Raw genomic sequence first — 7,265 nt, 5'->3', positions numbered from 1 at the left:
AAATATACACCACTTTATGGTCGTGTTGTATTTGATTTAGAATACTGATGGTTTCCATCATCAAACGAGTCACTTTGCGCCACAAACATACGGGACACCAGCGCTCACCACTGCCAAGCGCACCCAAGAGCAATGCCAAAGCCAAGGCGACGCCGATGCTTTTAGTGTCTATACTAAACACAGAAAACCTTAAAGGCGGGTTTTGGGACACCTTAATGGTTTTAAAGCAAGGGTGAGTCGTTATTTATGGAGTGCTGTCGTTAATCTCAAAGACACAATTACCATGCAAAACCTAGAAAGGCTAGCAAAACATTTTAAAAACAAATACGGCTTTCAGTTACGGCTTTCAGTGCTACCAAATCGCTATCCATAGAAATGAGGGGTATATAGATGATAAGGGTAAAGTGCAGATCAATCACCACGCCCACATGGAATTTTTCATGCTTGATGAGCGCACGGGCAAAAATGTTTTTTACACCATAAACCGCCAACGCCTTAGAGAAATCCAAAGCGAAGTCGCTGAGATTTTACACATGCAAAGAGGCGTAGATAAACGCATAGCGGGACTAAACGCATTGAGCCTAGAGCTTACGCTCAGCTCATAGAGAAAGAAAAAGGTGGGCATTAAAAAGTTGTGAATGACATGAAAGAGGTGGTGTATAAGATAGCAAGACAAGCTAATATTATAGGGCTTGATGCGTTAGGCTCTCTCAACACTCAAATTAAAATAGAAATACAGAACGAAAGAGACATTTTGAAAGTCTATGAAACTAGGTATGACTATGGATAAATTGCATCAACGACAACCTTCATCGTTACAAAGCCGATAGCCTAGAACACAATATTTTAAAAACTAAACACGAGCAAGCCAAGCAAAACAATCAAAGACTAGAGAGTGCTTACAAAGTTTTAAAGCAAAACTACCAAGACCTAGAAACAGCCATTGTTGATCTTGCAAGCGTGATAAAGCAAGAGCAAAAAATCCTCCACTCCATTTAGACAAGAAGCTTACAACTAAAGAGCTTACAGCCCTTTGTGGCAATGTCCGCAAGCACATGATTGCTGTCAATGCCAAACTTGGGGAGCTAAAACTCTATCCGCAAAAGGTTTACAAGGCGGTTAGTGCATTGAAGCAGCAGAGACTCATCTTTGCCGAAGTAAAGACCAAACTTGCCAAGATAGATGAACAAGCTAAAGCGGACTATGGGGAGTTACAAAAGAAATACGAGGGTTACCTAAGCCCTAATGAAGTGCAAGCGCAATAAAAGACTATCTAAGTCTTGAGCAGGTAGAGGATAAGATAAATGCCATAAAGACCCAATACGAGGATTATCTAAGTCCCAATGAAGTTAAGACTAAATACGAGAGTTACTTAAGCCCAGAACAAGTTGCAGAGCAATACAAAGACTATCTGAGTTCCAAGCAAGTGCAAGACAAGATAAATGCCATCGCCAAACAATACAAAAAACACTTAAGCCCTAAATAGGTAGAGGATAGGGTAAATGTTACAAAGACTCAATACGGGACTACCTTAGCCCTGATGAAGTTAAAACTAAATACAAGGATTGCTTAAACACCGAGCAGATAGAAGCAAAACGTCTAAAGGATTTTAAAAGCCTTTGCTCTTTGACGGGTGATAGCAAAGACACAGCGCAAGAGAGTTTAGCGAGCCTTGAGGCGAGCATTAGACAATTTAAAACCAATTTAACCGCACTTTGTGAGCGGGCAGGTGTAGGTAAATGGCAAGCACCTAAATATGCTAAAGAACACTTTGAAAAAAGCATTGACAAGCTCAAAGAACAAGCAAGCAAGGCAGAAACAGTCGAAAACGCCAGAACTAGTCTAGAAACCGTCTTAGACACTATCTACAGCGTATTGATTGAGCCAAAAGAACAAGATGACAAACTCACAGCCCAAGACAAGCTCAAGGCTATAGAAACTAGGTTTCAATTAGAAAAAAATAAAACTGAAATTTTAGACATCATCTATAAAAGACTTAAACACTCTTTGCGAGAGCTTGGGCATCAATGTAGATCAAAACAGCACACCCCAAGAAACACTTAAAAGACTCACAGAATCAATTAACTCTATAAACTACGCACAAAAGGCTAAGGACATAGAAATCGAAACGCTTAAAGAACAAATCAACACCCTAAGCACTCCACAGAAACAAGAAGCTAAAACACAAGAGAGGGGGGCAACAACAAAACAAAAAGCCAAAGCTTTCTTTGAAAATCACTCCAAAGAACACAAAGATGCAAGCTTACACGGCTTTGTATGTAAAGAGTGGGTGTTTTGGATGGATGATGCCAATGGTAAAAGGTTAAAGGCACACTTAGAAGAGATGATAGATAAACGAGTTAATCCAAAGTCTCAAATCTCTGTCCTTTGACAATTTAGAAAAAGCAAATGATAGTTTTAGTCGTTTGTTACATGAGCTTGGGTATGGCATACAATCGATGGCTTGTATACCCCGCTCATATTCACCCAACTCCACAAAGCTTATATGATGCGCTTGCGCCTAAAACCCCTGAGATCAAATTAGAGCAACCCACAGCATAAACATTGTGAAAAGATGTTTTAGATTTCATTGCTGAGTTAACTAAGATAGATCCTCATGAGGCTAGTGCAATCTTAAACGATATGGATAGCGTTGTCCGCACTAGCAAATTTGACCCACACACTATCCCAAGTCAAGTAACATATGCAACACAATGAACACACTTAAGTCGACCTAACTGCTTTTTAAATCCCTTTTATTTTGCTAACATGTTCCCTTTTAAAGGAGAAATATGAAGATCGAATCGGTAAAGGCTTATGAGGTGTTGGATAGTCGGGGCAACCCCACGCTCAAGGCGCAAGTAGAGCTTAGTGGGGGCTTTTTGGGACACGCCATTGTGCCAAGCGGGGCAAGCACGGGTAAAAAAGAAGCCCTAGAGCTTAGGGATAAAGAGCCGGGGCGATTTTTAGGCAAGGGGGTTTTAAAGGCGTGCAACTTTGTCAATCAAGAAATTCAAGAAGCCCTTGTGGGGCAATGCCCCTATAACCAAGCCAAGATAGATCAACTCTCGCAAAATTTAGACGGCACGCCTAATTACAGCCATTTAGGGGCGAATGCGGTGCTTAGTGTGTCTATGGCATTAGCAAGGGCGGCAGCACGCTCTTTAAACCTGCCCCTTTATGCCTACTTAGGTGGGCTAAATGCTAGCTTATTACCCGCTCCCATGCTAAATATCATCAATGGCGGAGCGCATGCCAATAACCGCCTAGACTTTCAAGAGTATATGATTATGCCCCTAGGCTTTGAGAGCTTTAAAGAAGCACTCAGGGCAAGCGTAGAGGTTTATCACACGCTAAAAGCCATGCTTGCCGATGCCAAGCAACCTACCAGCGTGGGCGATGAGGGCGGGTTTGCCCCCGATTTTAAGGACAACACCGAGCCTTTAGAGTGGATATTAAAAGCCATTGAAAAGGCGGGGTATAAGCCGGGCGAACAAATTGCCCTAGCTTTAGACATTGCCAGTAGCGAGCTGTTAAACATTAATGGTAACTATGTGCTAGCCGGGGAGAATAAAGAGCTAGAAGCTAGCGCACTCATTGAGTATTATGCAAACCTTGTAGAAAAATACCCCATTGTGTCTATTGAGGACGCTTTGGGTGAGGAGGATTACAGCGGTTGGGCTGAAATCACGCAAAAGTTGGGCGATAAGGTGCAGTTAGTGGGTGATGATTTATTTGTCACCAATGCGACACTTTTAAAAGAGGGTATAGACAAGCATTTAGCTAACGCCATTTTAATCAAGCCTAACCAAATTGGTAGTTTGACACAGACCATGCAAACCATGCACCTAGCACAAAAGTCGGGCTATGCTTGCGTGATGAGCCATAGGAGCGGAGAGAGTGAGGATAGCTTTATCGCTGACTTTAGCGTGGCTTGCAACACAGGGCAGATTAAAACGGGCGCGCCTACAAGGGGGGAGCGCACCGCTAAATACAACCGCTTATTAGAAATTGAAATGGCGACTAACGCCCCCTATGCTGGACCCACTCTCTTTAAATAATAAAATTTGGCTCATCGGCTTTATGGGCTGTGGCAAAAGCACCTTAGGGGCTTGTCTAGCTAAGGTGTTGGGTTATCGCTTTTTAGACACGGATTTACAAATCGCCACACAAGAGAATTTGAGCATTGAGCGGATTTTTAAAGAAAAGGGGGAGGCGTATTTTAGGCAGCTAGAAAGGGCTTTAGTGGCAAATTTAGAGCAAGTGCCAAGCCCCTTAGTCATCGCCACAGGGGGCGGACTGCCTCTTTACACCCCCTTAAAAGGCACAATCATTTATCTGGCCCTAGACTTTGAAAGCCTATACACAAGGCTTTTAAACGATCCAAACCCCCGCCCGCTCTTTAAGGATAAAGAGAGTTTGCACGCCCTTTATGCCCAAAGAAGTCCGCTTTATGCAAAAATGGCAACTTTAATATTAGAAACTAATGCCACACCCCAAGATTTAACATTACAGCTTGTAACACTCTTAAGAACCAAATCCCCTAGTAACTAGGCTTATTAACATGTATGGGTTATAATGCCCCTTTCGTAAAGGAGAAACATGGCAAAAGGTATTCTGGTCGTAGCTCCACGGGCTTTAAAAGCCCCAGCCCTAGAGTTTTTACAAACCCTTTTAAAACACCATCAACACAGCGTGGCTATTTTTGAGCCTATGGAGCAACTAGGCGGCGCATGCCTAGAATTGTGCGCTGAGAACAAGGAAGCGTTTTTCACCAAACTTTTAAGCCTTTATACCGCCTTAGGCGACGCACACGATTATATTTTAGTGGGCGATCTAAGCCCCTTGCAAGCCTTTTATCCCTACGCACATGTGGATTTGGCAAGACATTTAAATTTAATCGTGGTGCAAGCCCTAGAAGATCTAAAAGAAGCTAAACTTGCCACCCACACATGGCAACAAGCCGGGCTACTCTGCCCCCTATTCCTTGCCAAAGGCAAGGTAAGCCCAGAAATCCTAGATTTAAACACGCCCCCCGAGCAAGCTAAAGAAAGTTACCAAGCCCTTGAAAAGGCGACCCCCACTTGTTTAAGCCCCCTAGCGTTTCAGCACCAAATTTTAGAGCGGGCTAAGGGCGATGTGAAAACGATTGTCCTGCCTGAGAGTGGGGATGTGCGGATTTTAAGGGCAGCGCATGCAATTTTGCAATTAAAGGCGGCAAAGTTAATTCTGCTTGGGGAAAAGGACAAAGTGCATAAGGATGCTGAGGATTTAGGGCTTGATTTGCAAAACACTTTGATTTTAGACCCTAGCACTTCTGCCTATTTGGACACCTTTGCTAACACGCTCTACGAGCTACGCAAAAATAAGGGCTTAAGCCTAGAAGAGGCGCAAAAGCTTGTCAAAACCCCCACTTACTTTGGCACAATGCTTGTCTATCTCGGGCATGCCGATGGCATGGTTTCGGGCGCAACACACACCACCGCCGACACCGTGCGCCCGGCTTTGCAAATCATTAAACTTGCCCCGGGCAATAATTTAGTTTCTAGCGTGTTTTTCATGTGTTTAGACACTAAAGTGTATGTCTTTGGCGATTGTGCGATCAACCCTAACCCCAACAGCGCTGAACTCGCCCAAATTGCCCTAGCTTCTGCCAAAACTGCTAAAGCCTTTGGCTTTGAACCTAAAGTCGCCATGCTCTCTTACTCCACAGCCACTTCGGGCAAGGGTCCTGATGTGGATAAAGTTTCTAAAGCCGTGCAGATTGCTAAAGAGCTGGACGCCACTTTAGCCCTAGATGGACCACTACAATTTGATGCAAGCGTGGATGTGGCTACAGGCTCTAAGAAAATGCCCGGAAGCCTTGTAGCCGGGCATGCAAATACCTTCATCTTCCCCGATTTGGATGCGGGCAATATCACCTATAAAGCCGTGCAACGCTGCGCCAACACTCTAGCCATAGGTCCCGTGTTGCAAGGGCTTAAAAAGCCGGTCAATGATTTGAGTCGGGGCTGTTTAGTTGAAGATGTGATCAACACAATCATCATCACCGCCATTCAGGCGCAGGGGTTGTAATGCGGATTTTAGTGTTAAATTTAGGCAGTTCGTCCATTAAGTTTCAGCTTTTCAATATGGAAAAGCGTATGGTGCTTGCTAAGGGGCTTTTAGAGCAAATAGGTGAGTCTGAAGGCAAAATCAGTATCAACACGAGTGTCAAGGCTTCCCAGACCGAGAGCTTACACATTGCCGACCACGCCCACGGGCTGTTAAAAATGCAAGAAAAATTGCAAGTGATGGGGGTTTTAAAGAGTTTGGAACACATTGATGGCGTGGGGCATCGGGTCGTGCAAGGGGGGGATTTATTCATCAAGCCCACTTTAATCACGCCCGAGGTGATCGGGCATTTGGAGGATTTGTGTCCCCTAGCTCCCTTGCATAACCCCGCCCACCTAGCCGGGATTAAAGCCATGCAAAAGCAAGTGCCAAATCTGCCCCAAGTGGCGGTGTTTGACACCGCTTACCACCAAACAATCCCCCCCCACGCTTTCACCTATGCTTTGCCCTATGAGCTTTACGAACGGCATAAATTGCGCCGTTATGGCTTTCATGGGACTTCTCATAACTTTGTCGCCCAAGAAGCCGCACGCTTTTTACATATCCCTTACCGCAATTTCAACGCCATATCCTTGCACCTTGGCAATGGGGCGAGTGTGTGTGCCATTAGAAACGGGCAGAGTGTGGAGACTTCTATGGGGTTCACCCCCTTAGAGGGGCTGGTGATGGGCACGCGCTCGGGGGATTTAGACCCCGCCTTGCTCGGCTATATCGGACAACTTACAAATAAAGACACCGCCGGTGTGGTGCATATGTTAAACCACGAGAGCGGATTAAAAGGGCTTTGTGGGGACAACGACATGCGCGCCATTGAAAAGCGTATCAATGCGGGCGATGAAAAAGCAAAACTTGCCTTTGACATTTACGCCCACCGCATTAAAAAATATGTCGGGGCTTATGCTTTCGTACTGGGGGCATTGGATGCGATCATTTTCACGGGAGGCGTGGGTGAGAATTGCGCCCGTTTGCGTAAAGCCGTGTGTAGCGAGCTTGAAAACTTTGGCATTTTCTTAGATGAAGAGGTCAATAGCAACCCACGCCCCGGGATTGCGCTTTTAAGCCAAGCACGCAAGCTTCCCATTTTAAGAGTGCCTACAAACGAAGAGTTAGCGATTGCTAAGGCGACCATGCAAGTGGTGCAAGCCCTCTAA

Annotated in this window: 8 protein-coding genes; 7 read left to right on the top strand and 1 reads right to left on the bottom strand. The window is 44.9% G+C overall.

All coding sequences use genetic code 11. The features are described 5' to 3' along the window. A partial coding sequence (locus tag QSJ47_RS04940; protein ID WP_285602627.1) for a protein rep occupies positions 1 to 181 on the bottom strand: 181 nt, incomplete at its 3' end. A gap of 223 nt (positions 182 to 404) precedes the next feature. Between QSJ47_RS04940 and QSJ47_RS04935 the strand changes: the two genes are divergently transcribed. The 7 genes from QSJ47_RS04935 to QSJ47_RS04905 all read left to right on the top strand — a co-directional run bounded on the left by QSJ47_RS04935 (position 405) and on the right by QSJ47_RS04905 (position 7,265). Next, complete coding sequence (locus tag QSJ47_RS04935; protein ID WP_285602626.1) at positions 405 to 605, top strand: hypothetical protein; 201 nt, start codon at positions 405 to 407, stop codon at positions 603 to 605. Between the two features lie 450 nt (positions 606 to 1,055). Then, the gene (locus QSJ47_RS04930) at positions 1,056 to 1,265 is read left to right on the top strand and encodes a hypothetical protein (RefSeq protein ID WP_221272341.1); all 210 of its coding nucleotides are present in this window, start codon (positions 1,056 to 1,058) and stop codon (positions 1,263 to 1,265) included. A gap of 361 nt (positions 1,266 to 1,626) precedes the next feature. Further along, positions 1,627 to 2,064: a hypothetical protein gene (locus tag QSJ47_RS04925; RefSeq protein ID WP_285602625.1), complete on the top strand. Its 438-nt coding sequence runs from the start codon at positions 1,627 to 1,629 to the stop codon at positions 2,062 to 2,064. A gap of 728 nt (positions 2,065 to 2,792) precedes the next feature. Further along, a complete protein-coding gene (gene eno, locus QSJ47_RS04920) occupies positions 2,793 to 4,061 on the top strand; it encodes a phosphopyruvate hydratase (protein ID WP_285602624.1) in 1,269 nt (422 codons plus the stop codon). Next, on the top strand, positions 4,036 to 4,554 hold the full coding sequence (locus QSJ47_RS04915; RefSeq protein WP_285602623.1) for a shikimate kinase: 519 nt from the start codon (positions 4,036 to 4,038) through the stop codon (positions 4,552 to 4,554). The genes eno and QSJ47_RS04915 overlap by 26 nt, the downstream gene beginning before the upstream one ends. A gap of 48 nt (positions 4,555 to 4,602) precedes the next feature. After that, a complete protein-coding gene (pta, locus tag QSJ47_RS04910; protein WP_285602622.1) occupies positions 4,603 to 6,075 on the top strand; it encodes a phosphate acetyltransferase in 1,473 nt (490 codons plus the stop codon). Further along, positions 6,075 to 7,265, top strand: a complete 1,191-nt coding sequence (locus QSJ47_RS04905) for an acetate kinase (protein ID WP_285602621.1) — start codon at positions 6,075 to 6,077, stop codon at positions 7,263 to 7,265. Before pta ends, QSJ47_RS04905 begins: the two co-directional genes overlap by 1 nt.

This window comes from Helicobacter sp. NHP22-001 (genome assembly GCF_030270165.1).
GTDB classification, from domain to species: Bacteria; Campylobacterota; Campylobacteria; order Campylobacterales; family Helicobacteraceae; genus Helicobacter; species Helicobacter gastrofelis.
This window is presented reverse-complemented; position numbering and strand designations above follow the sequence as displayed.

Excerpts from the sequence above, each read along its gene's own strand:
- QSJ47_RS04930 (WP_221272341.1), top strand. The coding sequence starts at position 1,056 with ATGATTGCTGTCAATGCCAAACTTGGGGAGCTAAAACTCTATCCGCAA.
- eno (WP_285602624.1), top strand. The coding sequence starts at position 2,793 with ATGAAGATCGAATCGGTAAAGGCTTATGAGGTGTTGGATAGTCGGGGC.
- QSJ47_RS04915 (WP_285602623.1), top strand. The coding sequence starts at position 4,036 with ATGCTGGACCCACTCTCTTTAAATAATAAAATTTGGCTCATCGGCTTT.
- pta (WP_285602622.1), top strand. The coding sequence starts at position 4,603 with ATGGCAAAAGGTATTCTGGTCGTAGCTCCACGGGCTTTAAAAGCCCCA.
- QSJ47_RS04905 (WP_285602621.1), top strand. The coding sequence starts at position 6,075 with ATGCGGATTTTAGTGTTAAATTTAGGCAGTTCGTCCATTAAGTTTCAG.